The 25,316-nt window shown below is 71.9% G+C and carries 24 protein-coding genes, 3 tRNA genes and 2 pseudogenes; 8 read left to right on the forward strand and 21 right to left on the reverse strand.

The features are described from left to right. Positions 1–159 precede the first annotated feature (159 nt). The 7 genes from ACFYR0_RS33495 to ACFYR0_RS33525 all read right to left on the reverse strand — a co-directional run bounded on the left by ACFYR0_RS33495 (position 160) and on the right by ACFYR0_RS33525 (position 3,994). Positions 160–1,620, reverse strand: coding sequence for an MFS transporter (locus ACFYR0_RS33495; protein WP_389336641.1), 1,461 nt, complete (start codon positions 1,618–1,620; stop codon positions 160–162). A gap of 84 nt (positions 1,621–1,704) precedes the next feature. Next, entirely contained in the window at positions 1,705–2,274 is a 570-nt protein-coding gene (locus ACFYR0_RS33500) for a TetR/AcrR family transcriptional regulator (RefSeq protein WP_389336644.1), read from the reverse strand. Between the two features lie 214 nt (positions 2,275–2,488). Next, positions 2,489–2,917: a MaoC family dehydratase gene (locus ACFYR0_RS33505; RefSeq protein WP_389336647.1), complete on the reverse strand. Its 429-nt coding sequence runs from the start codon at positions 2,915–2,917 to the stop codon at positions 2,489–2,491. A gap of 7 nt (positions 2,918–2,924) precedes the next feature. Beyond that, positions 2,925–3,377 (reverse strand): MaoC family dehydratase N-terminal domain-containing protein, encoded by a 453-nt coding sequence (locus tag ACFYR0_RS33510; RefSeq protein ID WP_389336650.1) that lies wholly within the window; start codon positions 3,375–3,377, stop codon positions 2,925–2,927. Positions 3,378–3,547: 170 nt separating this feature from the next. Next, positions 3,548–3,712, reverse strand: coding sequence for a 50S ribosomal protein L33 (gene rpmG / locus ACFYR0_RS33515; RefSeq protein ID WP_003948671.1), 165 nt, complete (start codon positions 3,710–3,712; stop codon positions 3,548–3,550). 90 nt (positions 3,713–3,802) lie between these two features. Then, a tRNA-Met gene (locus ACFYR0_RS33520) sits at positions 3,803–3,875 on the reverse strand. A gap of 46 nt (positions 3,876–3,921) precedes the next feature. Then, a tRNA-Thr gene (locus ACFYR0_RS33525) sits at positions 3,922–3,994 on the reverse strand. 281 nt (positions 3,995–4,275) lie between these two features. On the opposite strand from ACFYR0_RS33525, the gene ACFYR0_RS33530 reads away from it, so the two are divergent. Together ACFYR0_RS33530 and ACFYR0_RS33535 are read left to right on the forward strand one after the other, a co-directional pair. Then, a complete protein-coding gene (locus ACFYR0_RS33530) occupies positions 4,276–5,532 on the forward strand; it encodes an amidohydrolase family protein (protein ID WP_389336653.1) in 1,257 nt (418 codons plus the stop codon). A 330-nt stretch (positions 5,533–5,862) separates the two neighbouring features. Then, complete coding sequence (locus ACFYR0_RS33535; RefSeq protein ID WP_389336656.1) at positions 5,863–6,519, forward strand: SDR family oxidoreductase; 657 nt, start codon at positions 5,863–5,865, stop codon at positions 6,517–6,519. Between the two features lie 2 nt (positions 6,520–6,521). Here the strand turns inward: ACFYR0_RS33535 and ACFYR0_RS33540 are convergent, their stop codons facing one another. Beyond that, the gene (locus tag ACFYR0_RS33540; protein ID WP_389336659.1) at positions 6,522–6,734 is read right to left on the reverse strand and encodes a hypothetical protein; all 213 of its coding nucleotides are present in this window, start codon (positions 6,732–6,734) and stop codon (positions 6,522–6,524) included. A 127-nt stretch (positions 6,735–6,861) separates the two neighbouring features. Next, positions 6,862–6,943 (reverse strand) — tRNA-Tyr (locus tag ACFYR0_RS33545). 168 nt (positions 6,944–7,111) lie between these two features. On the opposite strand from ACFYR0_RS33545, the gene ACFYR0_RS33550 reads away from it, so the two are divergent. Beyond that, positions 7,112–7,600, forward strand: a complete 489-nt coding sequence (locus tag ACFYR0_RS33550; RefSeq protein ID WP_386377279.1) for a YajQ family cyclic di-GMP-binding protein — start codon at positions 7,112–7,114, stop codon at positions 7,598–7,600. A gap of 101 nt (positions 7,601–7,701) precedes the next feature. Continuing rightward, positions 7,702–8,949 (forward strand): APC family permease, encoded by a 1,248-nt coding sequence (locus ACFYR0_RS33555; RefSeq protein WP_389336662.1) that lies wholly within the window; start codon positions 7,702–7,704, stop codon positions 8,947–8,949. A 62-nt stretch (positions 8,950–9,011) separates the two neighbouring features. On the opposite strand, the gene ACFYR0_RS33560 is transcribed toward ACFYR0_RS33555, so the two are convergent. From ACFYR0_RS33560 to ACFYR0_RS33615, 12 genes and pseudogenes are all read right to left on the reverse strand, one after another. Further along, positions 9,012–9,404, reverse strand: coding sequence for a YccF domain-containing protein (locus ACFYR0_RS33560; protein ID WP_389336665.1), 393 nt, complete (start codon positions 9,402–9,404; stop codon positions 9,012–9,014). Beyond that, positions 9,401–10,264: a zinc metalloprotease HtpX gene (htpX, locus tag ACFYR0_RS33565; RefSeq protein ID WP_389336668.1), complete on the reverse strand. Its 864-nt coding sequence runs from the start codon at positions 10,262–10,264 to the stop codon at positions 9,401–9,403. The genes ACFYR0_RS33560 and htpX overlap by 4 nt, the downstream gene beginning before the upstream one ends. 295 nt (positions 10,265–10,559) lie before the next feature. After that, positions 10,560–12,083: an NADH-quinone oxidoreductase subunit N gene (locus ACFYR0_RS33570; protein WP_389336670.1), complete on the reverse strand. Its 1,524-nt coding sequence runs from the start codon at positions 12,081–12,083 to the stop codon at positions 10,560–10,562. Next, positions 12,080–13,654, reverse strand: a complete 1,575-nt coding sequence (locus tag ACFYR0_RS33575) for an NADH-quinone oxidoreductase subunit M (protein WP_389336673.1) — start codon at positions 13,652–13,654, stop codon at positions 12,080–12,082. Before ACFYR0_RS33575 ends, ACFYR0_RS33570 begins: the two co-directional genes overlap by 4 nt. A 6-nt stretch (positions 13,655–13,660) precedes the next feature. After that, positions 13,661–15,655, reverse strand: coding sequence for an NADH-quinone oxidoreductase subunit L (locus ACFYR0_RS33580; RefSeq protein ID WP_389336676.1), 1,995 nt, complete (start codon positions 15,653–15,655; stop codon positions 13,661–13,663). Then, positions 15,652–16,029, reverse strand: coding sequence for an NADH-quinone oxidoreductase subunit NuoK (gene nuoK, locus ACFYR0_RS33585; RefSeq protein WP_386377270.1), 378 nt, complete (start codon positions 16,027–16,029; stop codon positions 15,652–15,654). The genes ACFYR0_RS33580 and nuoK overlap by 4 nt, the downstream gene beginning before the upstream one ends. 197 nt (positions 16,030–16,226) lie before the next feature. Continuing rightward, positions 16,227–16,925 (reverse strand): annotated as a pseudogene (locus tag ACFYR0_RS33590) (NADH-quinone oxidoreductase subunit J); the annotation flags it as partial. Continuing rightward, positions 16,922–17,473 (reverse strand): NuoI/complex I 23 kDa subunit family protein, encoded by a 552-nt coding sequence (locus ACFYR0_RS33595; protein WP_389336679.1) that lies wholly within the window; start codon positions 17,471–17,473, stop codon positions 16,922–16,924. The gene ACFYR0_RS33595 and the pseudogene ACFYR0_RS33590, both read right to left, overlap by 4 nt. Further along, a complete protein-coding gene (locus tag ACFYR0_RS33600; RefSeq protein WP_389336682.1) occupies positions 17,473–18,441 on the reverse strand; it encodes an NADH-quinone oxidoreductase subunit H in 969 nt (322 codons plus the stop codon). The genes ACFYR0_RS33595 and ACFYR0_RS33600 overlap by 1 nt, the downstream gene beginning before the upstream one ends. Then, on the reverse strand, positions 18,438–20,048 hold the full coding sequence (locus tag ACFYR0_RS33605; protein ID WP_389336685.1) for an NADH-quinone oxidoreductase subunit C: 1,611 nt from the start codon (positions 20,046–20,048) through the stop codon (positions 18,438–18,440). Before ACFYR0_RS33605 ends, ACFYR0_RS33600 begins: the two co-directional genes overlap by 4 nt. Then, the gene (locus tag ACFYR0_RS33610) at positions 20,045–20,701 is read right to left on the reverse strand and encodes an NADH-quinone oxidoreductase subunit B (protein ID WP_389336688.1); all 657 of its coding nucleotides are present in this window, start codon (positions 20,699–20,701) and stop codon (positions 20,045–20,047) included. The genes ACFYR0_RS33605 and ACFYR0_RS33610 overlap by 4 nt, the downstream gene beginning before the upstream one ends. Further along, on the reverse strand, positions 20,692–21,084 hold the full coding sequence (locus tag ACFYR0_RS33615; protein WP_386377265.1) for an NADH-quinone oxidoreductase subunit A: 393 nt from the start codon (positions 21,082–21,084) through the stop codon (positions 20,692–20,694). Before ACFYR0_RS33615 ends, ACFYR0_RS33610 begins: the two co-directional genes overlap by 10 nt. Before the next feature lie 198 nt (positions 21,085–21,282). On the opposite strand from ACFYR0_RS33615, the gene ACFYR0_RS33620 reads away from it, so the two are divergent. The 4 genes and pseudogenes from ACFYR0_RS33620 to ACFYR0_RS33635 all read left to right on the forward strand — a co-directional run. Next, positions 21,283–22,476, forward strand: a complete 1,194-nt coding sequence (locus tag ACFYR0_RS33620; protein WP_389336691.1) for a sensor histidine kinase — start codon at positions 21,283–21,285, stop codon at positions 22,474–22,476. A gap of 139 nt (positions 22,477–22,615) precedes the next feature. Continuing rightward, on the forward strand, positions 22,616–23,956 hold the full coding sequence (locus ACFYR0_RS33625; protein WP_389336694.1) for a sensor histidine kinase: 1,341 nt from the start codon (positions 22,616–22,618) through the stop codon (positions 23,954–23,956). 189 nt (positions 23,957–24,145) lie between these two features. Then, a complete protein-coding gene (locus ACFYR0_RS33630) occupies positions 24,146–24,805 on the forward strand; it encodes a response regulator (RefSeq protein ID WP_386377262.1) in 660 nt (219 codons plus the stop codon). 308 nt (positions 24,806–25,113) lie between these two features. Next, positions 25,114–25,316 (forward strand): annotated as a pseudogene (locus ACFYR0_RS33635) (2-oxoglutarate ferredoxin oxidoreductase subunit alpha); the annotation flags it as partial.

Raw genomic sequence — 25,316 nt, forward strand, 5'->3', positions numbered from 1 at the left:
GAAGCGGGGCGGGTTCTTCTTCTCTGCGGGTGGAAGCGGGGCGTGCGGGTCGTACGGGCGGTCGGCCGTGGGGTCGGGCCGTGCCGTCCCGGTCGGCAGGGATACCCGTCGCCGGGGTCGGACAGTCGACCGGATCATGAATTCCCGGTCGGTTCCGGGTCAGCGGGAAGCGGTGGTCTCGAGGACCTTCGCCGGTCCCCCGGGCCCGCTCGCCTCGGCCATGGCCAGGACGGCGCCGCGCCGGGCGGGGACCGCCAGGGCCGCGAGTCCGGCCAGGGCCAGTACGCCGGCTCCGACGGCGATGGCGGGGCGCAGGCCGTCCACGAAGGCCTGGGCGGACTCGTAGCCGCCCCGGGCCGAGAAGATCGAGGACATGATCGCGATGCCGAGCGCTCCGCCGACCTCGCGCAGGGCGTTGTTGGCTCCGGAGGCGACGCCCTGCTCCTTCGCCGTGACGCTGGCCATGACCAGGGCCGAGGCGGGGGCGAAGAACAGCGCCATGCCGATGCCGCTGAGCACCAGGCCGGGCAGCTGGGAGCCGTAGGAGGCGTCGGCGGTGGCCACGGCGGAGAGGTAGGCGAGTCCGGCGGCCTGGACGAACAGGCCCGCGGCGACGACCGGACGGCCGCCGATGCGGTCGGACAGGATGCCGGCGAGCGGCGCGATCAGCACGGACATGCCGGTCCAGGGGAGCATCCGCAGGCCCGCCTCGGTCGGCGAGTAGCCGAGCACGCCCTGGAGGTACTGGCTGAGCAGGAAGATCGAGCCGAACATGCCCAGGTACATCAGCATGCTCGCGGCGTTGATCCCGGAGAAGGCTCGGGAGCGGAACAGCCGCATCGGGAGCATGGCGTTCCGCGCGCGGCTGCTGTGCAGGACGAACGCGGCGAGCAGCGCCGACCCGGCGAACAGGCCGAGCAGGACGGTCTTCCCGGTCCAGCCGTCGACCGGGCCGCGGACCAGGCCGTAGACGATCCCGAAGAGTCCGGTGCTGGCCAGGACCGTGCCGGTCACGTCGAGCCGGGCGCCGCTGCCGTACGACTCGGACAGGCGCAGCCGGGCGAGCGGCAGCAGGGCGATACCGAGGGGGACGTTCAGCCAGAAGATCCACTGCCAGGACACGTGCTCGGTGAGCGCGCCGCCGATGAGCGGCCCGGAGGCGACGGCGAGTCCGTTGACCGCGCCCCAGATGCCGTACGCCATCCCGCGCTTCTCTGCGGGCACGGCCGCGGTGAGCAGGGTCAGGGTGAGCGGCATCATCACGGCCGCGCCGACGCCCTGCACAGCGCGGGCGGCGATCAGCGAGTCGATGCCGGGGGCGAGGGCCGCGGCGGCGGAGGCGAGCGTGAAGACCGAGAGGCCAACCATGAACAGCCTGCGGCGGCCGAAGCGGTCACCGAGCGCCGCACCGAACATCAGCAGCACGGCGAAGGTGAGCGTGTAGGCGCTCACGGTCCATTCCAGGTCGTGCAGCCCGCCGCCGAGGTCCTCGCGGATGGAGGGCAGCGCGGTGGTGACGACCAGATTGTCGAGGGCTGCCATGAACCCCGCGACGCCGGTGATGACGAGGACCCAGCCGACTCCTCCGGCCCGGGCGCTCGGTTCGCTGTGCTGTGACATCTCTCCCCCAGAGGATGCTTTGATTAGTTATCACTAACTAACTTCCGCGGACATGAGGAGGCCCTGGCCTCCTCGCCGCGACCGCTACTTCTCCAGCCGGCCCTTGAGCCGGGCCGTCGGGTACAGCCCTTCCCACACCCGGTGCTCGGGCGGGAAGCCCATGGAGACCAGGCAGTTGATGAGCATGCCGTGCGCGAGGAAGGTCGTCGTGTCGCCGACCTCCGCGCCCAGCGCCCCGTGAACGGTGTCCCACAGCCGGGTCCAGCCGGCCCGTACCGCCTCACCGAGCTCGTGGTCGCCCTCCTGCTCGGCGGCGCCCACGGCGACGTACATCTGCATCTGCATCATCAGCCGCTCGGGCCGCTCCGCGATCACCTTGGTGTACGCGTTGGCCATCGCGTGCAGGGCCTCGCCGCCCTCCAGCCCCTCGGCCGCCTCGCGGAAGGTGCGGATGGTGTCCTCCACACACCGCTCGGCCGCCGCCAGGAAGATCGCCTTCTTGCCGGGGAAGAGCCGGAAGAGATACGGCTGCGAGACGCCGACGCGCTTGGCGATCGTGTCGGTGGACGTGCCGTGGTAACCGCCGCGGGCGAACTCCAGCGTCGCCGCGCGGACGACGCTCTCGCGCCTCTCCTCTGCGCTCATCCTGACCATGCCACAAAGTTAGTGCTCAATCACTAACTTCGTCAACCGGAGGGTTCCGGCATGCCGAAAGGGCGCCCTCGACTGGGAGGACGCCCTTTCTGGGAGCTTGTGCTGCGCCGTCGGTCGCCGCGGCCGGGCCTCGGCGTTTGCGGGGTCGGGCGGTCGGGCCTCCGGGATCGCGTGGTCGGGCTTACGCCTTTCCGCGGTCGCGGCGCCCCGTAGGTCAGGCCAGTCGGACGACCGCGCGCGGCATGGCGAGGACCTTCTCGCCGCCGCTGGTCACGACGAGGTCCACCCGGACGGTGTTGTCGTCCAGCTTGGCCGCGACCTTGCCGGTGACCTCGATCTCGGCGCCACGGTCGTCGTTGGGGACGACCACGGGCTTGGTGAAGCGGACGCCGTACTCCAGCACCGCGGCCGGGTCGCCGGCCCAGTCGGTGACCACGCGGGCCGCCTCGGCCATGGTGAACATGCCGTGCGCGATGACGTCGGGCAGTCCGACCTCCTTGGCGAACTTCTCGTTCCAGTGGATCGGGTTGAAGTCACCGGAGGCGCCCGCGTAGCGGACCAGGGTGGCGCGCGTCACGGAGAAGGTCTGCGCGGGCAGTTCGGTGCCGACCTCGACGTCGGCGTAGGCGATCTTCGCGGTCATCTGCTGCTCACGCCTCCTCGGCCGCGCGGGCCACGAGCTTGGTCCAGGCCGTCACGACGTGCTCGCCGGCCTCGTCGTGCACCTCTCCGCGGATGTCCACGAAGTCGTTGCCCGCCATCGACTTGATCCGCTCGATGGTCGAGGTCACCGTCAGCCGGTCACCGGCGCGCACCGGGCGGGTGTAGGCGAACTTCTGGTCGCCGTGCACCACACGGTCGTAGTCCAGGCCGAGCTGCGGGTCGTGGACGACGTCCCGGGCGGCCTTGAACGTGATGGCGAACACGAAGGTCGGCGGGGCGATCACATCGGCGTGACCGAACGCCTTCGCGGCTTCCGGGTCCGTGTAGACCGGATTCACGTCACCGACGGCCTCGGCGAACTCCCGGATCTTCTCCCGGCCCACCTCGTAGGGCTCGGTGGGCGCGTAGGTGCGCCCCACGAAGGACTGGTCCAGTGCCATGGGATCGGCGCCTCCTGGTCTCAGCTGCGGTCGAACAAGGTGTCGGCCCCGGCTCCACGTCACCGCGGAAGCGCTGTGCAGCAGTGTGCTGGCTCCGCGACGGCTGGGGCCGAAACGGCACGAGGCCGCCCCCCTGGAACAGCGGGGACGGCCTCGTACGTAAAACTGATTCAGCGCGTTTCGCGGTGCGCGGTGTGCGCGTTGCAACGCGGGCAGTGCTTCTTCATCTCAAGACGGTCCGGGTTGTTACGCCGGTTCTTCTTGGTGATGTAGTTCCGCTCCTTGCACTCCACGCAGGCCAGCGTGATCTTCGGGCGGACGTCGGTGGCAGCCACGTGAGTGCTCCTTGACGAACGGATAGGCTTGATTCAACGCAAGAAAGAGTAGCCGATCGAAGGACCGACCCCGCAATCGGCTACTGTTAGTAGCGGTGACCGGACTTGAACCGGTGACACAGCGATTATGAGCCGCTTGCTCTACCGACTGAGCTACACCGCTTTGATGTGATCAGTTCCCGCCTCGCGACGGGAACCTCTCTCACCAGAGCCCCAAAACGGAATCGAACCGTTGACCTTCTCCTTACCATGGAGACGCTCTGCCGACTGAGCTATTGGGGCGAGCGATGAAGACATTACACGGTCCGTGGCCGTTCACCCAAATCCGTATTCAGGGGACCCCGCGGCCCCCGTCCGCCCCGCTCCCGGCCGCCCTTCGGGCCCCACCCGTCACCCGCGTCCACCTGGGGCCACACCGGTACGACTATTGCGCTCCTCCCCGTCGCGGGGCGACCGCCGTCCTACGCTCGACTCACTCTGTGTGATCTTGCGGCGTCCTGGCCCTGAGCCTGTCTCCTGTGTCCTCCGCACGGAGCGACCTCGTCCCGAGCCCTGGGAGTGCGATGCCCGACAGCCAGCCGCAGCCGCAGCCCTCGTCCTCCTCCCCCGGCCCCTCGGGCCAGGCCGACTCGCTGCTGCTGTGCGGTGCCCGGCTGACCGACGGCCGGACCGTGGACGTACGGCTGGGCGGCGGGCGCATCGAGGCCGTCGGCACGGCGGGCAGCCTCGGCGGCACCGCCCGCGGCTCCGGGGCGCGCGTGGACCTCGGGGGCTACCTCCTGCTGCCGGCCCCGGTCGAACCCCACGCCCACGGCGACACCGCGCTCACCGCCGACCAGGACGGACCCGTCTCCTACGACCCCCACGACGTGCAGCTACGCGCCACCGAGGCCGCTCTGCTGCAACTCGGGCACGGGGCCACCGTGTTGCGGGCCCATGTGCGGGTGGGCGATGTGCAGGGACTGAGCGCGCTGGGCGCCGTCCTCCAGGCACGTCGCTCGCTGCGCGGGCTCGCCGAGCTGACCACCGTGGCCGTGCCGCGGCTGCTGACCGGCGTGGCCGGCGCCGACGGGCTCGCCATGCTGCGGGACGCGGTGAAGATGGGCGCCTCCGTGGTGGGCGGCTGCCCCGACCTGGACCCCGACCCCACGGGTTACGCCGAGGCGGTCCTGGAGATCGCCTCCGAGCACGGCTGCCCGGTGGACCTGCACACCGACGCCGCGGATCCGGCCCGCCTCGCCCGGCTCGCCGCGATGGCCGGGGGGCTGCGGCCCGGTGTGACGCTGAGTCCCTGCGCCGGCCTCGCCGCTCTGCCCGCCGAGGCGGCCTCCCGTACGGCGGACCAGCTCGCGGCGGCCGGGGTCGGCGTGGTGTGCCTGCCGCAGGGCGGCTGCGCGGGCGTCGACCGCCGGGGTACGGCGCCGGTGCGGCTGCTGCGGGCGGCCGGGGTGCGCCTCGCGGCCGGCAGCGGGGCGCTGCGGGACGTCTCCAACCCGGTGGGCCGCGGCGACCCCCTGGAGGCCGCGTACCTGCTCTCCTCCCGCTACGGCCTGCGCCCCGAAGAGGCCTACGACGCCGTCAGCGCCTCCGCGCGTGCGGTGCTGGGCCTGCCCGAGGTCCGGGTCGAGGCGGGCTTCCCGGCCGAACTCCTCGCGGTGCGGGGGGACCGGCTGTCGGGGGTGCTGTCCCTGGCGTACAGCCGGATCGTCATCCACCGGGGGCGTGTTGTGGCGCGGACCAGCGCGGTGCGGGAGTACTGCGACTCGGCGGTGGCGACGGAGCTGGGGCTGCCACGGCAGGGGCGGGGGGAGTTGTCCTAGCGGGTGGCTGCTCGCCTGAGGGGCGGGGGGTGGGTTTGTCGTAAGGGTGGTTGGGTTCGCCTCTGGGGGGCGGGGGTGGGTTCGCCTCTGGGGGCGGGGGTTGGGGGTTGTCGGCGGGTGCGGGGTGTCGGTGGCTGGGCGCGCGGTTCCCCGCGCCCCTTCAGGACGGCAGTGTGGCGGTCGGTCGGGGCGGCGCCGGGCGGGTGGGATCGCCCGAGGGGTCGGGGGGTTGGGGTCGTGGGAAGGTGCGGGGTGTCGGTGGCTGGGCGCGCAGTTCCCCGCGCCCCTCCAGGGCGGCGTGGTGGGGGTTTGGGGCGTACGGTCGGAGACATGCGCATTGTCATCGCTGGAGGTCATGGTCAGATCGCGCTGCGGCTGGAGAAGCTCCTGTCCGCGCGCGGTGACGAGGTCGCGGGCATCATCCGCAAGCCGGAGCAGGGCGACGACCTGCGGGCCGCGGGTGCCGAACCGGTGCTGCTGGACCTGGAGTCGGCCACGGTGGAGGGTGTCGCCGCGCATCTCCAGGGCGCGGACGTGGCGGTGTTCGCGGCGGGCGCGGGCCCTGGCAGTGGTGCCGCGCGCAAGGACACCGTGGACAAGGGCGCGGCCGTGCTGTTCGCCGACGCGGCGGTCCGGGCGGGCGTACGGCGTTTCCTGGTGGTGTCCTCGATGGGCGCGGACCCCGGGCACGAGGGCGACGACATCTTCGACGTGTATCTGCGCGCCAAGGGTGAGGCGGACGCGCATGTGCAGCGTCAGGAGGCCCTGGACTGGACCGTCCTGCGGCCCGGTTCGCTGACGGACACCCCCGGGACCGGCCTGGTCCGTCTGGAGGCGCACACCGGCCGGGGCGCGGTCAGCCGCGACGACGTGGCCGCCGTGCTCGTGGAACTCGCCGACACGCCCGCGACCGCCGGTCTGACGCTGGAACTGATCGGCGGCTCGACCCCGGCCCCGGTCGCGGTGAAGTCCGTCGCCGGGAACTGACCTCAGAACAGCGGCAGTTGCCCCGGGAACTCGGGGACGGCGTAACCGTCCAGCGACGGCTGCACCGCCCCGAGCTGCGCGGTCCGTCTGGAACCGGGGCACGAGACGAGCCGGTCGCCCTCCCGGGCCCCGGGCGGGTCGTGCCGCGCGAACCGCCCGGCGACGACGGCGATCTCACGACGGCACTCGGGGCAGTTCCTGCGGCGCGACGACATGTGATCAGTGTGCCCGGGGGGTCTGACAGCCACCCCGGCGCGCGATCGGCGGTCCCGTGGTCGCGGCGGGTACGACGGGAACGAAGAAAGACCCTCTCCGTCTGCACGGAGAGGGTCTTCCTCGATGTGGCGGCGCCAGGATTCGAACCTGGGTAGGCTAAGCCGACGGATTTACAGTCCGCTCCCATTGGCCACTCGGGCACACCGCCATGGGTTCGCTGCTCGGAGCCGCTTTTCGGCGGTGTTCCGTGGCAACGACGTAAACGATACCTGATCCCGGGGGGTGCTTCGCCACCCGATTGATCAGTGCGGAGATCGCTAGGCTTGGGGCGTATCCGCAGGGCGACACACCGCATCCGAGCAAGGAGCCACACGTCATGGCCGACTCCAGTTTCGACATCGTCTCCAAGGTCGAGCGGCAGGAGGTCGACAACGCACTGAACCAGGCCGCCAAGGAGATCTCGCAGCGCTACGACTTCAAGGGGGTCGGCGCCTCCATCTCGTGGTCCGGCGAGAAGATCCTCATGGAGGCGAACTCCGAGGACCGGGTCAAGGCGATCCTCGACGTCTTCCAGTCCAAGCTGATCAAGCGGGGCATCTCGCTGAAGTCGCTGGACGCGGGCGAGCCCCAGCTCTCCGGCAAGGAGTACAAGATCTTCGCCTCCATCGAGGAGGGCATCTCCCAGGAGAACGCCAAGAAGGTGGCGAAGATCATCCGCGACGAGGGCCCCAAGGGCGTGAAGGCCCAGGTCCAGGGCGACGAGCTGCGGGTCAGCTCCAAGAGCCGGGACGACCTCCAGGCCATCATCGCGCTGCTGAAGGGCAAGGACTTCGACTTCGCACTCCAGTTCGTCAACTACCGGTGACCTCACCGGTAGTGCGAGGCGGGCACCCGGGAAACTCCCGGGGTGCCCGCCCGCCTCTTGGGTGAACCTGGTGTTCGACCGGCTTCGCTAGGGTGCGCCGCATGACGCACCCTTCCGGTTCCGCCGGTCTGCGCCGCACCCTCGGTGTCGGCGACGCCGTGGTCATCGGGCTCGGCTCGATGATCGGCGCCGGCGTCTTCGCCGCGCTCGCACCCGCCGCCCGCGCGGCCGGCTCGGGGCTGCTGATCGGGCTGGCGCTGGCCGCCGTGGTGGCCTGCTGCAACGCCCTCGCCTCGGCCCGTCTCGCCGCGCTGTACCCGGCGTCCGGTGGCACCTACGTGTACGGGCGCGAGCGGCTCGGGCCGTTCTGGGGCTATCTCGCGGGCTGGTCCTTCGTCGTCGGCAAGACCGCCTCCTGCGCGGCCATGGCGCTCACCGTAGGGGCGTACGTCTGGCCGGGGCAGGCGCACGCGGTCGCCGTCGCGGCCGTGGTCGCGCTGACCGCCGTGAACTACGGCGGCCTGCAGAAGTCCGCCCTGCTGACCCGGGCGATCGTCGCCGTCGTCCTGGCCGTTCTCGCACTCGTGGTGGTCGTGTGCCTGAGCTCGGGGGACGCCACCGCCGACCGCCTGGACACCGGCGTCTCGGGCGGCCTGGACGGCACCCTCCAGGCGGCCGGGCTGCTGTTCTTCGCCTTCGCCGGGTACGCGCGGATCGCCACGCTCGGCGAGGAGATCCGGGACCCGGCGCGCACCATCCCGCGCGCGATCATGCTCGCCCTGGGCATCGCGCTGACCGTGTACGCGTGCGTGGCCGTCGCGGTGCTGGCCGTACTGGGCCCCGACCGGCTCGGACAGGCGGGCGCGCCGCTGGCCGACGCGGTGCGCGCGGCCGGCATGCCGGAGCTGGTGCCGGTCGTGCGCGTGGGGGCCGCCGTGGCCGCGCTGGGCTCGCTGCTCGCGCTGATCCTCGGTGTCTCGCGCACCACCGTGGCGATGGCCCGTGACGGTCATCTGCCGCGTCAACTCGCCGCCGTGCACCCCCGCTTCCAGGTCCCCCACCACGCCGAACTCGCCGTCGGCGCGGTCGTCGCCGTCCTCGCCGCGACGGCCGACCTGCGCGGTGCGATCGGCTTCTCCTCCTTCGGCGTGCTCACGTACTACGCCGTCGCCAACGCCTCCGCCTGGACCCTCGACCCGGCCCCCCGCGCGCGTGCCCTGCCGGTGCTCGGACTGCTGGGCTGCGCCGTACTGGCCTTCTCGCTGCCGGGGAGCTCGGTGCTGCTGGGCGCCGGGGTCCTGGCGGCCGGGGCGGTCGTATACGGGGTGCGGGCCCGGCGGCTGTCCTAGGCGCTCCTGGGCGGCTTCCCGAGGGGCGGTGGCGGCCTCTCGGCGCCCGCCTCGTCAGGCGCTCAGTACGCGCCGAACGCCTCGTCCGTCGGGACGATCTCGCGACCCAGTGGGAACAGGGAGACCGGTATGAGCTTGAAGTTGGCTATGCCGAGCGGGATGCCGATGATCGTCAGGCACAGGACGATGCCGGTGGTGATGTGGCCGAGGGCCAGCCACCAGCCGGCCAGCACCAGCCACAGGACGTTGCCCAGGCAGGAAGGGGCACCCGCGTCGCGGCGTTCCACCGTGGTGCGGCCGAAGGGCCACAGGGCGTACAGGCCGATCCGGAACGCGGCTATGCCGAACGGGATGCCGATGATGGTGATGCACAGGAGCAAGCCAGCGGCCAGGTAGGCGAGGAACAGCCAGAAGCCGCTCAGGACGAGCCAGATGATGTTCAGGACGAGCTTCATCGTCGAGGACCTGCCATCCGTTCGAGGCGCGCGATGCGCTCCGCCATGGGCGGGTGGGTCGAGAACATTCGGGACGTGCCCTGGCCGGGCCGGAACGGGTTGGCGATCATCATGTGGCTCGCGGTCTCGATCCGGGGTTCGGGCGGCAGCGGAAGCTGTCTGGTGCCCGCGTCGAGCTTGCGCAGGGCGGAGGCGAGAGCGAGCGGGTCACCGGTGAGCTGGGCCCCGGAGGCGTCGGCCTCGTACTCGCGGGAGCGGCTGATGGCCAGTTGGATGAGGGAGGCCGCGATCGGGCCCAGGATCATGATCAGCAGCAGCCCGAGCAGACCGGGGCCGTCGTCGTCGTCCGAGCGGCCGATCGGGATCAGCCAGGCGAAGTTGACCAGGAAGAGGATCACCGAGGCGAGGGCTCCGGCGACCGACGAGATGAGGATGTCGCGGTTGTAGACATGGCTCAGCTCATGGCCGATGACACCGCGCAGCTCGCGCTCGTCGAGCAGGCGCAGGATGCCTTCCGTGCAGCACACTGCGGCGTTGCGCGGGTTGCGGCCGGTCGCGAACGCGTTCGGCGCCTCCGTCGGGGAGATGTACAGACGCGGCATGGGCTGGCGGGCCTGGGTGGAGAGCTCACGGACCATGCGGTACAGGGCGGGTGCCTCGAACTCGCTCACCGGACGGGCACGCATCGCGCGTAGCGCCAGCTTGTCGCTGTTCCAGTAGGCGTACGCGTTCGTGCCCAGGGCGATCACCACCGCGACGATCAGTCCCGCACGGCCGAAGAAGCTGCCGATGACGATGATGAGCGCGGACAGTCCCCCGAGGAGTACTGCGGTCCTGAGCCCGTTGTGCCGGCGGTGCACGGTACGCCCTCCAAGTGGTGCGGCAGGGGAACCCTTTGCTGTGTGATCTCCGATGCCACTGGTGCCGTGGTGACACGTCCAGTGGACCCTCCCGTTTTGGACAACGCGAGGCGAGAGCCACTAGTTCCCTTGTGCGGGCGGGGCGCGTGGCGGCGGGGGTGAGCCGTACGGGTGAAGGCCGCGTTCCGGTCCGCCGCTGCCGGAGCGGGCCGCCCTGCCCTTGCGGGAGGACGGCGCTGGAGCGTTGATGTGCCGCGGAACCTGCGCCGGTCGCCCCGGAAGGGCGCCGGTCGCTCTAGAAGAGGGTCGTGTCCGCGAAGCGCAGCACCAGCTGGGGTGCGCCGGACAGCACGACGCCGACGACCGCCGTGAGCGCGATCGCCGCCGTGAGGGGCGCCGGGACGGTGTGGCGGCCGGGCTCGCCCTCGGGGGCGCGGAAGAGCAGGGCGGTCCACTGGAGGTAGTAGACGAGGGCGATCACGACGTTCACCGCCATCACCACGGCGAGCCAGCCGAGGCCCGCGTCGACCGCCGCCGAGAAGACGGTGACCTTGGCGAACAGTCCGATGATGCCGGGCGGCAGGCCGGCCAGGCAGAGCAGGAAGAACGCCAGGACGAGCGCCGTGAGGGGGTTCCTGGCGTACAGGCCCTGGTAGTCCGCCACCCGGTTCAGGGCGTGCGTACGGCCGACCAGTGCGGCCACCGCGAAGGCGCCGAGGTTCACGACGCCGTACATGAGGGCGTAGGCGAGGGTGGAGCCGATGGCGTGCTCGGCGTCGTCCGAGTACGCGGCGGCGGCGATCGGGACCAGGAGGTAGCCGGCCTGGCCGACCGAGGACCAGGCGAGCAGACGTACGGCGCTGTACGCGCGCGTGGTCTGCTGGCGCAGGGCGCCGACGTTGCCGATGGTCATGGTCAGCGCGGCCAGCGTGGCCAGCGCGGGGCCCCAGACGTCGGCGTAGGAGGGCAGCGCGACGACGGTGACGAGGACGAGGCCGGAGAAGCCGACGGCCTTGCCGACGACCGACAGATAGGCGGCCACCGGCAGGGGCGCGCCGACATAGGTGTCGGGGACCCAGAAGTGGAACGGTACGGCGGCCGTCTTGAAGGCGAAGCCGACGAGGGTGAGGACCACACCGGTCTGGACGAGGGTGTGCAGCTGTCCGTCGACGCTCTGGATGCGTTCGGCGATCCGGGCGAGGTAGAGGGTGCCGGTCGCGGCGTAGACGAAGCTGACGCCCATCAGGCTGACGGCGGTGGCCGTGACCGAGGACAGGAAGAACTTCAGGGCCGCCTCGGAGGAGCGCCGGTCTCCGTGGCGGAGGCCGACCAGCGCGAAGGCGGGCAGGGAGGCGACCTCCAGGGCGACGATCAGGGTCGCCAGGTCGCGGGAGGCGGGCAGCAGGGCGGCGCCGGCGGCGGAGGACAGCAGCAGGAACCAGAACTCCCCTTCCGGGAGTTGTCCACGTGAGTCCTTCAGGGCGGTCACGGACAGCAGGGCGGCGAGGAGGGCGCCGCCGAGCACGAGGAACTGGATGACGAGGGTGAAGCGGTCCGCCGTGTAGCTGCACGCGCCGGGGTCGCCGGTGAGGCAGAAGGTGGAGCGGTCGCCGTCCAGGAGGGGTAGCAGCAGCGCGGTCGAGGCGGCGAGGCCGGCGACCGAGACCCAGCCGAGCAGGGCCTTCCTGTGGTCGGCCAGGAAGAGGTCGGCGACGAGCACGGCGAGCGCGACGACCGCGGCGAGGGTCGGCGGCGCGACGGCGAGCCAGTCGACGTCCTGGACCAGGCTGACGGCCTGCGTCTGGGCAGGGGAGCTCATCGGGTACCTCCTGCGAGGAGCTGCTGCACGGCCGGGTCGGTCAGGCCGAGGAGGATCTTCGGCCACAGGCCGGCGACGACGGTGAGGACGACGAGCGGCGTCCAGGCCGCGAACTCGTAGGTGCGTACGTCGGTCAGTCGCGGGGCGTCCTGCGGCAGGGCGCCCATGCAGACCCGGCGGACCACGACCAGCAGGTACGCGGCGGTCAGCAGGGTGCCGAACGCGCCGATCGCCATGAAGGTGAGGAACGCGGGGCGGCTGAGGCCCTCGGCCGGTTCGAACGCGCCGAACAGGGCCAGCATCTCGCCCCAGAACCCGGCGAGGCCGGGCAGGCCCAGGGAGGCGACCGCGGCGAAGGCGAGCAGACCGCCCAGGCGCGGTGCCTTGCCGTACAGGGCGGCGCCGGTCTCCTCGGCGAGGGTGTCGAGGTCGGTGGTGCCGGTGCGGTCCTTCAGGGCGCCGACCAGGAAGAACAGCAGGCCGGTGATGAGGCCGTGGGCGATGTTGGCGAACAGCGCGCCGTTCACGCCGGTCGGGGTCATCGTGGCGATGCCGAGCAGGACGAAACCCATGTGTCCGACGGACGAGTACGCGATGAGCCGCTTCAGGTCGCCTTTGGCGCCGCGCCTGGCGAGGGCCAGGCAGGCGAGCGATCCGTAGATGATGCCGACGACCGCGAAGGCGGCCAGGTACGGCGCGAACTCCCGGAACCCGTCGGGTGCGACCGGCAGCAGGATGCGGACGAACCCGTAGGTGCCCATCTTCAGCAGCACACCCGCGAGCAGGACCGAGCCGACGGTCGGGGCGGCGGTGTGGGCGTCCGGCAGCCAGCTGTGAAGCGGCCACATGGGGGTCTTCACGGCGAGCCCGAGACCGATCGCCAGTACGGCGATGACCTGCACGGACAGGGTCAGCGACCGGCCGTTGTCAGTGGCGAGTGCCACCATGTCGAATGTGCCCGCGTCGAGTCCGATCAGCAGCAGGCCGAGCAGCATGACCACGGAGCCGAGCAGCGTGTAGAGGATGAAGCGCCAGGCGGCCGCGGCCCGTGCCTCGCCGCCCCAGCGGGCGACGAGGAAGTACATCGGGATCAGGACCATCTCGAAGGCGAGGAAGAACAGCAGCAGGTCGAGGACGGCGAAGGTGGCGAGGGTGCCGGACTCCAGGACGAGCAGCAGCGCGACGAACGCCTTCGGGGTCGGGCCCGCGGGCATCTTGAAGTAGCTGTAGAGCGCGCAGAGGAAGGTCAGCAGCGCGGTCAGGAACAGAAGGGGGAGGGAGATGCCGTCGATGCCGAGGTGGATGCGCACGTCGAGTGCGGGGATCCAGCTGATGTCCGTGGTCGCCTGCATCTTCGACGGGTGGTCGTGGTCGAAGCCGAGCGTGAGGACGATCGCGGCGAGGAGGATCACGCCGGTGACGGTGACGCCGTGGCGGAGCACCGCCTGCTCCGGCGACTTCCCCTTCAGTCCCGGCGGGGCGGGCAGCAGAGCGGCGGCGGCGCCGAGGAGCGGGCCGACGACGACGAACGCCAGAAGGAACTGCATCACTGACTCGTTGATATCGATCACGCCTGCTCACGCTCCCGTGGCGACGAGGACGACGGCGACCGCCAGGACGACGGTGCCGGCGAGCAGCGCGCTCACATAGGTCTGCACATTGCCGGTCTGGGCACGGCGTACGGCGGCCCCCAGCCAGCGGGGTAGGGCGCCCGCGCCGCGTACATAGGTCTCGACGACCTCGCGGTCGAGGAACCGGACGAGGCTCGCGCCGCCCTGCACGGGGCGGACGAACAGCGCCGAGTACACGGCGTCCAGGTGGAAGCCGACGGCCGCGTGCGGGTGCAGCGGGCCGAGCAGCAGCCGTCCGGGATCGGCCGGGTCGGGGGCTCCGGCCACGTCGCCGTAGGCGGCTTCGTGGCTGGCGACGGCCTCGGCCTCGACGAGTCCGGCGTCGCCCTCGGGGTGGGCGGCGACCGCGCCCAGGGGCACGCGCGCGGCGAGCGGTGCGGTGTGCCGCCAGGCGGCGTAGGTGACCAGACCGCCGACGAGGGCGAGGCCCGTGCCGAGGACGGAGGTGGTCAGGGTCGGGGCGAGGTCGTTGCCGTCGAACCAGTCGGGCAGCACCCGGTAGGCGAGGCCGCCGAGCGCGAGGGAGGGTACGGCGAGCACCCACAGCACCACGGTCATCGTCAGCGGCTGACGGCCGTGGTCGGGGGTCTCCTCGCCCCGGCCGCGGAAGGCCCGCAGCCACAGACGCATCGCGTACGCGGCGGTGAGCAGGGCGGTCAGCAGGGCCGAGACGAGGACGATCCAGCCGGCCGCGCCGGGGGCGGCCTCGGTGTGCCCGGTGGAGACGTGCTCGGCAGCGCCGAGGACGGACTCCTTGGAGAAGAAACCGCTGAACGGCGGGATCGCGGCGAGCGCGAGGAGCGCCACGGTCGTCGTCCAGTAGGCGTCGGGGACGCGATCGCGCAGGTGGCTCATGCGGGACATGGCGGCCAGCGAGTTGGTCCCGGCGGCGTGGATGATCACGCCGGCCGCGAGGAACAGCAGCGCCTTGAAGGCGCCGTGGGACAGGAGGTGGAAGACGGCGGCTCCGCGGTCGCCGACGGCGAGGGCGCCGGTCATGTAGCCGAGCTGGCCGATCGTCGAGTAGGCGAGGACGCGTTTGATGTCGTCCTGGGCGAGCGCGGCGAGACCCGAGCCGATCATCGTCACGGCGGCCATCACGGCGAGGGTGACCATCACCGCGGCGGACGCCTGGAAGACGGGGAGCAGCCGGGCGACGAAGTAGACACCGGCGGCGACCATCGTCGCCGCGTGGATCAGGGCGGAGACCGGGGTGGGGCCAGCCATGGCGTCGGGAAGCCAGGTGTGCAGCGGGAACTGAGCCGACTTGCCCGCCACGCCCGCGAGGAGCAGCAGGCCGATCAGGGTCGGGTGGTCGAGCGCGCCGCTCGCGACGGCGCCGAGGACCTTGGTGATGCGGAACGACCCGGCGTCGGTGGCCAGTGCGAATAGGCCGATCAGGAAGGGGACGTCACCGAGTTTGGTCACCAGGAAGGCCTTGAGGGAGGCGGCACGCGCCTCGGGGGTCTCCCAGTAGTGGCCGACGAGGAAGTAGGAGCAGATGCCCATGACTTCCCAGCCCACCAGCAGCACCATCAGGTCGCCGGTGTAGACGACCAGGAGCATGGCGGAGGTGAACAGCGACACGATCGCGGCGTAGGACGGGTAGCGCGGGTCGTCGCGCAGGTAGCCGGTCGAGTAGATCTGCACGCAGGTGGCGACGACCGTGACCAGTACGGCGACCAGGGCGGCGAAGCCGTCGACGTACAGGGCGAGTTCGATGGGGACCGAGCCGGTCGGGGTGAGCTCGGTGGCGGCGTCGACGGCAGCGTCCCCGCTCTGGCGGGCCGCGACGAGGGCTGCCAGCACGAGGGAGGCGAGGGTCGGCAGGACGGCGAGCGGGCGGACGAAGCCGGGGGCGGTGCGGCCGAGGAGCAGTCCGGCGACGGCTCCGAGGAACGGCAGGAGGGGGACGAGGACGGCCAGGGCGGTCGTGGTCACGCGGTGGCCTCAGCCTTCTCGCCGGCCGCGGCGGCCTCGGGTTCGTCGGTCTCGTGGCCCTCCGCGGTGTCACGGAGCCGGTCGATGTCCGCGGTGCCGCGGTTGCGGTACACGGCGAGGACGATCGCCAGGCCGATGCCGATCTCGGCGGCCGCGATGGCGATGGTGAACAGGGTCAGGGCCTGGCCGGAGTGCAGGGTCTCCTCGGCGGTGCGGCTGAGCCAGACGTCGAAGGCGACCAGGTTGAGGTTGACGGCGTTGAGCATCAGCTCGACCGACATCAGGACCAGGATCGCGTTGCGCCGGGCGAGGACGCCGTACAGGCCGGTGCAGAAGAGGAGGGCGGAGAGTACCGCGGGATAGGCGAGGTGCATCAGCGGGCGCCTTCCTGCTCGGTCGGGGTGGCCCGCTCCGCGGGGGCCTGTCCGGCCTGGTCCGTCGGCTCGGTGGTGGCGGGCTGCCCGGCCTGGCTCGTCGGCTCGGTGGCAGCGGACTGCCTGGCCTGGTCCGTCGGCTCCGTGGCGGAGGCCCGCTCTCCCTGGTCGGCGTGCTCGGCTCGGCCCGTTCCCTCGGCCGGCTCGGCCCCTCGGACGGGCTTGGTTCGCCCGATCGGGTGATTACGGGAATTCGGGACGAAGGGGGAACCACCGGTGGTGGGCCGGGAGTTCACAGGGGGAGAGCTCGACTCCGCCTTCGCCTTGCGGGACAGGACGATCGCCCCGACCAGGGCCGCGAGGAGCAGGACGGAGAGGGCCTCGAAGGGCAGGACCCAGTTCTGGAACAGCGCCTCTCCGGTGACCTGGGTGGAGCCGGCGGGGGCGCCGTCGAGGTCGATCCAGGTGGTGCGGAAGGCGTCGACGACCACCCAGACCAGAGCGGCCGCGGCGACGACGGCCACGGCCAGGGCGGCCCAGCGGTTGCCGGAGTCGGCGTCCGGGGAGCGGCCGATGGGTGCCCTGGTGAGCATCAGACCGAAAAGAAGGAGGACGACGACGGAACCCACATAGATCAGCACCTGCACCCAGGCGATGAACTCGGCGGTGAGCAGGAGGTACTCCACGGCGAGGCCGCCGAGGGTGACCACCAGCCACAGGGCGGCGTGCACCAGCTGCCGGGTGGTGACGGTGACCAGGGCGGCGCCGAAGGTGACCAGGCCGACGAGGAGAAACGCGATCTCCACGCCGGTCGGGGAGAGGAAGCCGTGCGAGTCGGCGGCGACGGTGGTGAGCGCGGTCGGGCCGGTGCCCGTGGCGACGGAGGCGAGGCTCACGCGTCTCCCTCCTGCGGCTCGGTCGGGGCGGCGGCGAGCTTCTCCGCCGTCTTGCGGGCCGCGGCGAGCTCCTTCGGTTCCTCGGCGCCCGGGTCGAGCGCGGGCGGGGACGGCACGGTCCACATCCACTCGCGGAGCTTGTCCCGCTCATGGGTGAGCTCGCGGATGTCGGTCTCGGCGTACTCGAACTCCGGGGACCAGAACAGGGCGTCGAAGGGGCAGACCTCGATGCAGATACCGCAGTACATGCACAGCGAGAAGTCGATGGCGAACCGGTCGAGGACGTTGCGGCTGCGCTCGCGGCCGCCCGGGGCCGCCGCCGGGACGGTCTCCTTGTGGGAGTCGATGTAGATGCACCAGTCGGGGCACTCACGGGCGCAGAGCATGCAGACCGTGCAGTTCTCCTCGAACAGGCCGATCACACCGCGGGTACGGGGCGGGAGGTCGGGCTGGACGTCCGGGTACTGCTCGGTGACCGACCTGCGCGTCATCGTGCGGAGGGTGACGGCCAGGCCCTTGGCGAGGCCGGAGCCCGGGATGGGGGCCACTAGGAGATCACCACCTTGACGATGCCGGTGAGGGCGATCTGAGCGAGGGAGAGGGGGATGAGAAGGGTCCAGGCGAGCTTCTGGAGCTGGTCCTCGCGCAGGCGGGGATAGGTGACGCGGAGCCAGATGACGAGGAAGGCGAGGACGGCCGTCTTCAGCAGGGTCCACACCCAGCCGAGGCCGTCGGCGCCGAAGGGGCCGTGCCAGCCGCCCAGGAACAGGACGGTGGTCAGGCCGCACAGGACGACGATTCCGGCGTACTCGGCGAGGAGGAACAGTGCGAAACGCAGGCCCGTGTACTCGGTGTACGCGCCGAAGATGATCTCCGAGTCGGCCACCGGCATGTCGAAGGGCGGGCGCTGGAGTTCGGCGAGACCGGCGACGAAGAAGACGATCGCGCCGACGATCTGCCAGGGCAGCCACCACCATTCGAAGGCATCGAGGATGCCCGGAAGGGAGACGGTACCGGCCGCCATCGCCACGGAGGCGGCGGTGAGCAGCATCGGCAGTTCGTAGGCGAGGAGCTGCGCGGCGGTGCGGAGGCCGCCGAGAAGGGAGAACTTGTTGGCGCTGGCCCAGCCGGCCATGAGTGAGCCGAGGACGCCGACGCCCATCACGGCGAGGACGAAGAAGACGCCCGCGTCGATGACCTGGCCGACGGCTCCTTCACCCGGGCCGATCGGGATGGCGAGCAGCACGAGGAGGTAGGGCAGCAGGGCGACGGCCGGGGCGAGCTGGAAGATCCGGCGATCGGCGCCCGCCGGCACCACGTCCTCCTTCTGCGCGAACTTCACGCCGTCGGCGACGAGCTGGGCCCAGCCGTGGAAGCCGCCCGCGTACATCGGGCCGAGGCGGCCCTGCATATGGGCCATCACCTTGTGCTCGGTCTGACCGATGAGCAGGGGGAACACGAGGAAGACCCCGAAGACGATCAGAAGTCGCAGGGCGACGTCGAGCGCGTCGTTCACCGCGGGCCTCCTGCGGGGTCTTCGGGAGCGGGGGTTTCGGGGTTCGGGGCTTCGGGGCCGGGGGCTTCGGGGGCGGCCGCGGGGTCCGGGGCTGCGGGGCCGGAGGTGTCGGGGCCGACGGCTTCGGGCGTCCGGGCCTGCTCGGCCGAGGGTTGCTCGACTTCGGCGGAGGGCTGCTCTGCGTCGGCCGACGGTGGCTCTGCCCGGGCGGGCGCGTCCGGCACCTCGGTCGACGGTGGCTCGGCCTCGGCGGGCGCACCCTGTGCCTCGGCAGACGGTTCCCGCGCCTCAGCGGGCGCCGGCTCCGTCTCGGCCGACGGTTCCCGCACCGCCGAGTCCCCGGGCTGCTCCCGCGTGCCCTGCGGTTCGGGACCCTCGGTGCTCGTCCCGGGTTCCTCGGGGCCCGCGCCGGCCCCCTCGGTGCTCGTCCCGGACTCGGACTCCCGGGCGCTCGTCCCTGGCTCCTCGGGGTCCGCACCGGACTGCTCGGCGCTCGTCCCGGACTCCTCGGGGCCCGCACCGGACCCCTCGGTGACCGGTCCCGGCACCGTTGCCTGCACGCCCTCCGCGCCCTCCGCTCTCTCCGCGCCCCGTTCCGGTTCGTCGAAGGCCGGGCGGGCGTGGTGCCAGGGGGCGTCGGGGCTGCGGGGGGCCTTGGGTCCGGCGGGCTTCGGTTCCGCAGGGGCCGGTTCGGTCGCGGCGCGTTGGGAGGCCGAGCCGCCCGAGGCGGTGCGGGCACGGCGCGGACCTGCCGGGGCGGCCGGTGCCGACGGGGCGGCCTCGGGCCCGGGTGTCCCGGCGGTCGGGGCGTCCGTGGCCCGGGGCTGCTGGGACGCCGAGCCCTCCGAGGCGCTGCGGGCGCGCCGGGCGCAGGGTGCCGCGGGGGCCGCGGTGGTGTCTTCCGTCGCCGGGGTCGCCGCGGCGGCCGGGGCCGTCTGGCTGGCCGAGCCTTCCGAGGCGGTGCGGGCGCGGCGGGCGGGGCGTTCGCCGGCGGGGCGGGCCGCGCCCCGGGCCGGGCGGGCGGGGGCAGGGGGGAGCTGGCCCTTGAGCGGGCCCCAGTCGTTGGGGTCGGGTACGCCGGGCGGGAGCATCTGGCGGCGCTTGGGACCGCCGTGGTCGGACTCGCCCGGTTCCTTGGCGCCGGGCCAGGCCTTGGCGACGCGGGCGGCGAGGACGAAGTCCTTGCGCAGGGGGTGGCCCTCGAAGGTCTCCGGGAGGAGGAGGTGGTCCAGGCCGGGGTGGCCGTCGAAGGTCACGCCGAACATCTCGTGGGTCTCGCGCTCGTGCCAGGTGGCGCCGGCGTAGACGTCCACTGCGGAGGCGAGGGCGGGCGACTCGTGCGGCACGGTGGTGCGCAGGAGCAGGCGCTGGACCGGGGCGAGGGCGACGACGTGGGCGGACACGCGGAAGCCGGTGCCGGGTTCGTCGACCGCGCTCAGCCAGTCGAAGTAGGTGCAGCCCAGTTCGTCGCGGGCGGTGCGCAGGGCCGGGATCCAGGCACCGGCGGGGACGTCGACGGTGAGAACGCCGTAGGACTCCTCGGCGGTGGCCTCGGGGCCGAAGAGGTCCTCCACCGGGGCGGGCAGCCAGCCGACGGGAGTCGTCATCGGGTGCCCTCCTCGGCGGAGTCCGGACCCGCGCCGGAGGCCCGGTCCGGGCCCGGGGCGGGTGCGGGCCCCTCCCCCGGTGCCGGCGGCTCGACCAGTGCGCTCTGGAGGGCGGCCGCAGAGGGGCGGGCCGGCGTGCCGTAGCGCTCGGTCAGGGACTCGCGGGCGATCTTCTCCTGGAGTTTGAGGATGCCCTGGAGGAGCGCCTCGGGGCGGGGCGGGCAGCCGGGGACGTAGACGTCGACGGGGATGATCTGGTCGACGCCCTTGGTCACCGAGTAGGAGTCCCAGTAGGGGCCGCCGCAGTTGCTGCACGCGCCGAAGGAGATGACGTACTTCGGCTCGGGCATCTGCTCGTAGAGGCGCTTCACGGCCGGGGCCATCTTGTCGGTGACCGTGCCGGAGACGACCATCAGGTCGGCCTGGCGGGGGCCCGGGGCGAAGGGGATCACGCCGAGCCGGATGAAGTCGTGGCGGGCCATCGACGCGGCGATGAACTCGATCGCGCAGCAGGCGAGGCCGAAGTTGAAGACCCAGAGGGAGTAGCGGCGGCCCCAGTTGAGGACGACCTTCATGGGTTCGGGGGCGAGCCGGGAGAGTGCGCCGAGACGCTTGGGCTCGGGCAGCAGGACCGGTTCAGGGGTCACGTCCATGCCAGGACCCCCTTCTTGTAGGCGTAGAGCAGGCCCACGGCGAGGAAGCCGAGGAAGATGAACATCTCGACGAGGGTGGTCGCCCCGTAGCCGGGGGCGGCGAACACCGTGGCCCACGGGAAAAGGAAGATCGAGTCGACGGCGAAGATGACGTAGAGGAAGGCGTAGACGTAGTAGCGGACCTGGGTGTGGGCCCAGCCCTCGCCGACCGGGTCGACGCCGCACTCGTAGGTCAGGAGTTTCTCGGGCGTGGGCACGACGGGCCGCAGCAGCCGGCCGGCCCCGAAGGCGACGCCGACGAACAGCACGCCGACGGCGACGAGCAGCCCGACGACCGAATAGGACTGGAAGTAGTCCGCCGCGACGACGGTCGGTTCCCGCACGTCCGTCCCTCGCTCCCTGGCCCCCGGCCTTCGACGACGGCCTCTGTTCGACGATCTGTACGCACGGGAGTCTAGGCCCTGATAAAGACACGGTAAGCAGCCCGTCACGGCTTGAGATGCCGGGGTGGGGTTTTCCCCCGCAGCACCGGGCGGTCCACCTCATGGCGTGGCGGGACGCGGACGGGCAGGCTGAGCCGTATGACCGAACGTACTCCGTCCGCGGGCGCCGATACGGCCGAGCCGCTGCCGCCTCCACGCCCCGCCTACGACGCGCACACCTGGAAGGAGATCGCGCATCTCCTGGCGAACCTCCCGTCGGCGCTGCTGGGCTTCGTCTATGTGACGACGGTGGTGTTCACCAGCGCTTTTCTGACCGTGACCGTGATCGGGTTCCCGTTGCTCGCGGCGGGTCTGATGGGGGCGCGGCAGCTGGGCAGGCTGGAGCGGGCGCGGGCGCGCGCGTTGCTCGGGGTGCGGGTGGACGAGCCGTCGCCGATGCCCTGGCGCGGGCGGGGCGGGTTCCTCCAGCAGTTGTGGATGATGCTGAAGGACCCGGTGGGCTGGCGGACGTTGCTGTACGACTTCATCCGGCTGCCGTGGGGGGTGCTGACCTTCGCGTTGACGCTGGTGTCGTTGTTCGTGCTGTGGCCGGTGCTGCCGTATCTGGCGCGGGGGCTGGCGAACGCGGACCGGGCGATGGTGCGGGGGCTGCTGTCGCCGTCGGACGAGCTGGAACGCCGTATCGCCGAACTGGAGTCCGATCGGGGGGTGGTGGTCGACACGGCCGCCGCGGATCTTCGGCGCATCGAGCGCGATCTGCACGACGGGGCGCAGGCCCGGCTGGTGAACCTGGCGATGGGGCTGGGCCTCGCCAAGGAGAAGCTGCTGGAGGACCCCGACTCGGCCGCCGTGATGGTCGAGGAGGCGCACGGCGAGGTGAAGCTCGCGCTCCAGGAGCTGCGGGACCTGGCCCGCGGCATCCACCCTGCCGTCCTCACCGACCGCGGCCTGGACGCGGCCCTGTCGTCCGTCGCCTCGCGCTGCACGGTCCCGGTGAAGGTGACCGTCGACCTGGACGCGCGGCCGGCCGAGGCGATCGAGGGGATCGCCTACTTCACCGTCTCCGAGCTGCTCCAGAACATCAGCAAGCACGCTGAGGCGCGTTCCGCCTCGGTCGAGGTGTGGCGGGTGCGGGACCGGCTGCTCATCCAGGTCGAGGACGACGGCCGGGGCGGCGCGCGGCTGGACGCGGGCAGCGGGCTGCGCGGCCTCGCCGAGCGGCTGGACGCGGTCGACGGCCTGTTCGTCGTCGAGTCCCCGAAGGGCGGCCCGACCACCGTGACGGCCGAGCTCCCCTGGCGGGCGCGTGCCGGGGTGCCCGGCCGCGGCTGAGGGCGGCGACGAGCCCGGGGTGGGGATAACCCCCCTCCCAGGAGGCCGACGGACTCCATGGTCCACGGCCCGCCGGACCGACAGGCTGGACGCAGAACAGCACACCCGGAGACGGCTGAGCAGAAACGGACGGCGGACGATGGCCACCACGCGGTACGGGGACACCGGATACGGGCAGGAGCACGGGCGGTACGGCGACCGGCGCGGGCTGCCGGCCGGACTGCGGGCGCCGTTCGAGGCGCGGCACTGGCGGGAGCTGGGCTATGTGCTGCTCAGCCTGCCGGTCAGCGTGCTGGCCTTCACCTACGCCATCACGATGGTCTCCCTCGGGGCAGGTCTGCTGGTGACCTTCCTCGGTATCCCGGTGCTGGCCCTGGCCCTCGCGGGCTGCCGGGGGCTCGGCTCGCTGGAGCGGACGCGGGCCCGTTCCCTGCTGCGCACGAGCGTGGCCGACCCGGAGCCGCTGCGGGTGCGCGGGGACGGGCTGATGGCGTGGATGGGCGCCGTGTTCAAGAGCGGCTCGTCCTGGCGGCAGCTGCTGTACTCCGTGCTGCTGCTGCCGTGGGCGGTGTTCTCCTTCACGGTCGCGTTCGCCTTCTGGACGTACGGCTGGATGATGCTGACGTACCCGCTGTGGTTCTGGGTCTTCCCGGTGTACGGAGGGCAGGACGGGCTTCAGCTGTACGGCGACGAGACGCACTCGGTGTATCTCGACAACCCGTTCGAGATCGGGGTGACGGCGTTGATCGGGCTGCTGGTCACGCTGGCCACGCCGTGGATCGTGCGGGCGCTGACGATGGTGGACCGGGGTCTGGTGCACGGGCTGCTGGGGCCGTCGCGGCTGTCGGCGCGGGTGGTGGAGCTGGAGTCGGACCGGGGGGTCGTGGTCGACACGGCCGCCGCGGACCTGCGGCGCATCGAGCGCGATCTGCACGACGGGGCGCAGGCCCGGCTGGTCGCGCTGGCGATGGATCTGGGCCTGGCGAAGGAGAAGCTGGCCGAGGACCCGCAGGCCGCCGCGCGGATGGTCGACGAGGCGCACGGCGAGGTGAAGACCGCCCTCCAGGAGCTGCGGGACCTGGCCCGCGGCATCCACCCTGCCGTCCTCACCGACCGCGGCCTGGACGCGGCCCTGTCGTCCGTCGCCTCGCGCTGCACGGTCCCCGTGACGGTCGAGGTCGACCTGCCCTCGCGGCCCGCGCCCGCCATCGAGGGCATCGCCTACTTCACCGTCTCCGAGCTGCTCCAGAACATCAGCAAGCACGCGCGGGCCCGGTCGGCGTCGGTGGACGTGTGGCGGGTGGAGAACCGGCTGATGCTCCAGGTCACCGACGACGGCGTCGGCGGAGCGCAGTCCTCCGCGGGCTCCGGCCTGGCCGGACTCGCCGAGCGGCTCGACGCGGTCGACGGGATCCTCGTCGTGGACTCCCCCGCCGGCGGCCCCACGACGGTGACGGCCGAGCTGCCCTGGCGGGGCTGACCCGCCGGTCCGGCGAGGGTGCCGCACGAACGCTCCCAGGGCGGGACTCCACCGGGGTCCCGCCCCTCGCCACGGTCGGAAGGTGTCGGCACCTGCCCTTTCCGCACCCCGCCGCGCCCCGTTTCCTGGAATGCTTGAGCGTGGTACCAGGAAACCGGGTGTGGGGGGCCGAAGGACGTGGAGCGCAGGGTGCGAGTGGTCATCGCCGAGGATTCGGTGCTGCTCAGGGAGGGCCTGACCCGGCTGCTGACCGACCGTGGCCACGATGTGGTCGCCGGGGTGGGGGACGCCGAGGCGCTGATCAAGACCATCACCGAGCTGGACGCGGAGGGCGCGCTGCCCGACGTCGTGGTCGCGGACGTACGGATGCCGCCGACCCACACCGACGAGGGCGTACGGGCCGCCGTGAGGCTGCGGCAGGCGCACCCGGGGCTGGGTGTGCTGGTGCTGTCGCAGTACGTGGAGGAGCGCTACGCCACCGAACTGCTGGCCGGGTCCAGCCGGGGTGTCGGCTATCTGCTCAAGGACCGGGTGGCCGAGGTGCGCGAGTTCGTGGACGCGGTGGTCCGGGTGGCCGAGGGCGGTACGGCGCTGGATCCCGAGGTCGTCGCCCAGTTGCTCGGGCGCAGCCGCAAGCAGGACGTCCTCGCCGGGCTGACCCCGAGGGAGCGGGAGGTGCTGGGGCTGATGGCCGAGGGGCGGACGAACTCCGCGGTCGCCAAGCAGCTGGTGGTCAGCGACGGAGCGGTCGAGAAGCACGTCAGCAACATCTTCCTCAAGCTCGGCCTGTCCCCGAGCGAGGGGGATCACCGCAGGGTGCTGGCCGTGCTGACCTATCTGAATTCCTGAAGCCGTGACCGGGCCCGGGTTCGCGATCGGCCCCGGGTCCCACGCCGGGTCCGGGGTCCGGGATGCGGACTCGTGTCCGGCATCCGGTCATGGCCGCGGAGATCGCTCCGGAGCCGACTCATGGCACCGGCACCGGCGATCGTGGGATCCGGCCGTCGTCCTCGTCGAGTCGGGCCGTCGCGTTCGTCGAGTCCGGTGATCGTCGTGTGATGGTCGAGGGAGAGCAAGCACCACGGACGTAGGGTTGATCCTGGGAAGGCCTGCGGGCAGGCCGGCCCCGACAGCCGCCTCGAAGGAGGTCCAGTTCAGTGACCAGCAAGGTCAGCAGCGCAGTGGAGCAGGCAGACGGAACCGTCGTAGGAGAGCAGCGCAAACCGGCCGGGTCCAAGGACGTCCGGCGGGTGGATCGTGTGATCATCCGGTTCGCGGGGGATTCGGGTGACGGTATGCAGCTCACCGGTGACCGTTTCACCTCGGAGACGGCGTCGTTCGGGAACGATCTGTCGACGCT

The organism is Streptomyces sp. NPDC005017 (assembly GCF_042873115.1).
GTDB lineage: Bacteria > Actinomycetota > Actinomycetes > Streptomycetales > Streptomycetaceae > Streptomyces.